The organism is Clostridiales bacterium, from assembly GCA_017961515.1.
In the GTDB taxonomy this organism is placed as follows: domain Bacteria; phylum Bacillota; class Clostridia; order Acetivibrionales; family RGIG10202; genus RGIG10202.
On sequence record JAGCXC010000006.1, the window covers coordinates 1 to 2,502 of the forward strand.

Sequence of the window (2,502 nt, forward strand, 5' to 3'; positions counted from 1 at the left end):
GAAAAAGATGCAAATGAAGTAATGAAATTGCTGAGAGCAAGGCTTGAGAAATTTGGTTTAGAACTAGCCGAAGATAAAACGCGCATACTGCCTATTGGAAAATGTGCAAAAGAAAGAGAAGAATTTGACTTTTTGGGATTCACATTTTTCAATACAAAAACACGAACAGGGACATACAGGATAGGAATAAGGACTAGTCAAAAGAAGCTAAAGGCGAAGAGACAGTCGATGAAAGCATGGTTGCGAACGAGGCTAACTAAACCAGTAGCAGATACGATGAGACTAATTAATATTGTTCTGACAGGACATGCTAATTACTACGGAGTAAATGGAAACTTCAAAGCACTCCAAAACTATTGGACGTACGTCAAGGAAAGCACGTACAATATGCTAAACCGGAGAGACCAGAAAGGAAGATTTAAATGGGATAGCTTCGATAGAGTGTGGGATTACTACGTAAATAAGCCACGGATAACAGTGGACATATGGTATACTAAAGCGAATGTGGCATTATGAGCCGAAGTTGATTTGAAGAGCCGTATGCGGGAAAACCGCACGTACGGTTCTGTGAGGGGCAGTAGGCAATCCCTTCATGTATATAAATACGAAAGAAAGGAGTGTCGAGACTGTCTACTCGACTTAAAGATATGTGTTTATTTGAATATGATGAAGAAAAACATATACGAGGTGAACGAGCTGAAGCTAAGGAAGAAGGTAGACAAGAAGAAAGAATTAGATTACTTGTGAAATTTGCAAAAGATGGCATATTGACAATAGAAAAAGCAGCTAAGGAAGCTGGTATTTCAGTGGAAGAATTTCAAAAAATTCTAGAAGAGATGCAATAGATAAAGCGATAGAAAATTTACCTAAAAAGGAAGAAGTACCTAAAAAAAGGGAAATGCATAGAGTAGGCAATGTTATTTATTTGAAGGAGGAAGGAGGAATGAGGAATGAAAAATGGTAAAAATACTATGATTCTGGAGAAAACAAATTAGTCGTTTTAAAAACAAATTAATTTTAATCCCCATAACGGAGGCTTTTTTATTAAAATAATTCGTGACCTTTTTGTGACCTATTGAGGTTATTTTATTTGAAATTATACATGTACAAAAAATGTAATATAACCTTAAATCCATTGAAAAAACTAATAACTTACTTCAATTTGTAATTGGATTAAGCTTCCAAAAGCACTATCTCTCACCTATAGATGTGGGAGAATTCTTGCCAATACATGTTAAAGACAACGTTGCATTTTATATGACCTGTCTTCTACTCTTTCTACTCTTTCCACACTTACCTTTCTTTTTTTATTATGCACATTCTCTTTCTTTTCAGTTTTCACATCATCTTTGCAATATTTTAATAATTCGTTTTCAATACATTTGTCAAGCTTATCTACCTTTTTCATGTACTCACCTAAATACTTATTATAGCCATTATCTCTAATTTCAAATATTTTTTCGTCCAACAACTCTAAAACTTCCTTTTTAAAATTGATTATATCACTCTCTAGTAACTTTGTTATATCTGCTCTATCATACTCGAGTAATTCCTTTACCATCTTTATATTTCCTATTGCACACGCATTATATAGTGGAGTTATACCTTTAGAATTACACATGTTTGCATCTGCTCCTTTTTCTAATAACATACTTGAAATTACGTCATATCCTTTAGAACATGCAATAGCTAGTGGAGTAAATCCTTCTTCATTAATATCATTTAGATAAACTCCTCTTTCCAACAAAATTCTAACAGTTCCCACATTTCCTTTTATACACGCCTTATGTAATGGTGTATCCATTTTTTTTGTGTATGCGTCTATATCAGCTCCTGCTTTTAGTAAAATTTCTACAATATCAAAATTCCCTGTAATACACGCCGTATGTAGTGGAGTGTATCCCTCTAAACTAGCATGGTTTACATCTACACCTTTTTCAATTAAAAACTCTACTAGTTTAGTATAACCTTTCTTACATGCATTAATCAATGCCGTATATCCATATGGAGGCATTTCTTGTTCTATATCTGCACCTTCTTCAATCAAAAGTTTTGCAATATCAACATAGCCTTCCTGACACACTACATTTAACGCACTAAATCCTGCTACATTTACACGGTCTACTTTTGCACCATGTTTAAGCAAAAGCTTTACTATATCATACTCTCCTTTTCTACATGCATTAATCAATGGCGTATTCCCGTCTAGCGTCCCATGTTCTACATCTACACCTTTTTCAATTAAAAACTCTACAAGTTTAGTATATCCTTCCTTACATGCATCAATCAATGCCGTATATCCATATGGAGGCATTGCTTGTTCTATATTTGCACCTTTTTTAATCAAAAGTTTTGCAATATCAACATAGCCTTCCTGACACGCTAGATTTAACGCACTAAATCCTCCTTTATTTACATGGTCTACTTTTGCATCATGTTCAAGCAAAAGCTTTACTATATCATACTCTCCTTTTCTACATGCACTAATCAATGGCGTATTTC

At 34.1% G+C, this 2,502-nt stretch carries 3 protein-coding genes; 2 read left to right on the forward strand and 1 reads right to left on the reverse strand.

Translation table 11 applies throughout. The features are described from left to right. Together J6Y29_00260 and J6Y29_00265 are read left to right on the forward strand one after the other, a co-directional pair. Window positions 1–516, forward strand: a 516-nt coding sequence (locus J6Y29_00260; protein ID MBP5426325.1) for a group II intron reverse transcriptase/maturase, incomplete at its 5' end; no start/stop codon positions are given. Between the two features lie 101 nt (window positions 517–617). Next, window positions 618–845 carry a resolvase gene (locus tag J6Y29_00265; GenBank protein MBP5426326.1) on the forward strand — a complete coding sequence of 76 codons (228 nt, stop codon included), beginning with the start codon at window positions 618–620 and terminating at the stop codon, window positions 843–845. A gap of 389 nt (window positions 846–1,234) precedes the next feature. On the opposite strand, the gene J6Y29_00270 is transcribed toward J6Y29_00265, so the two are convergent. Further along, window positions 1,235–2,502 (reverse strand): ankyrin repeat domain-containing protein (locus J6Y29_00270; protein ID MBP5426327.1); only part of this gene is annotated, 1,268 nt, incomplete at its 5' end.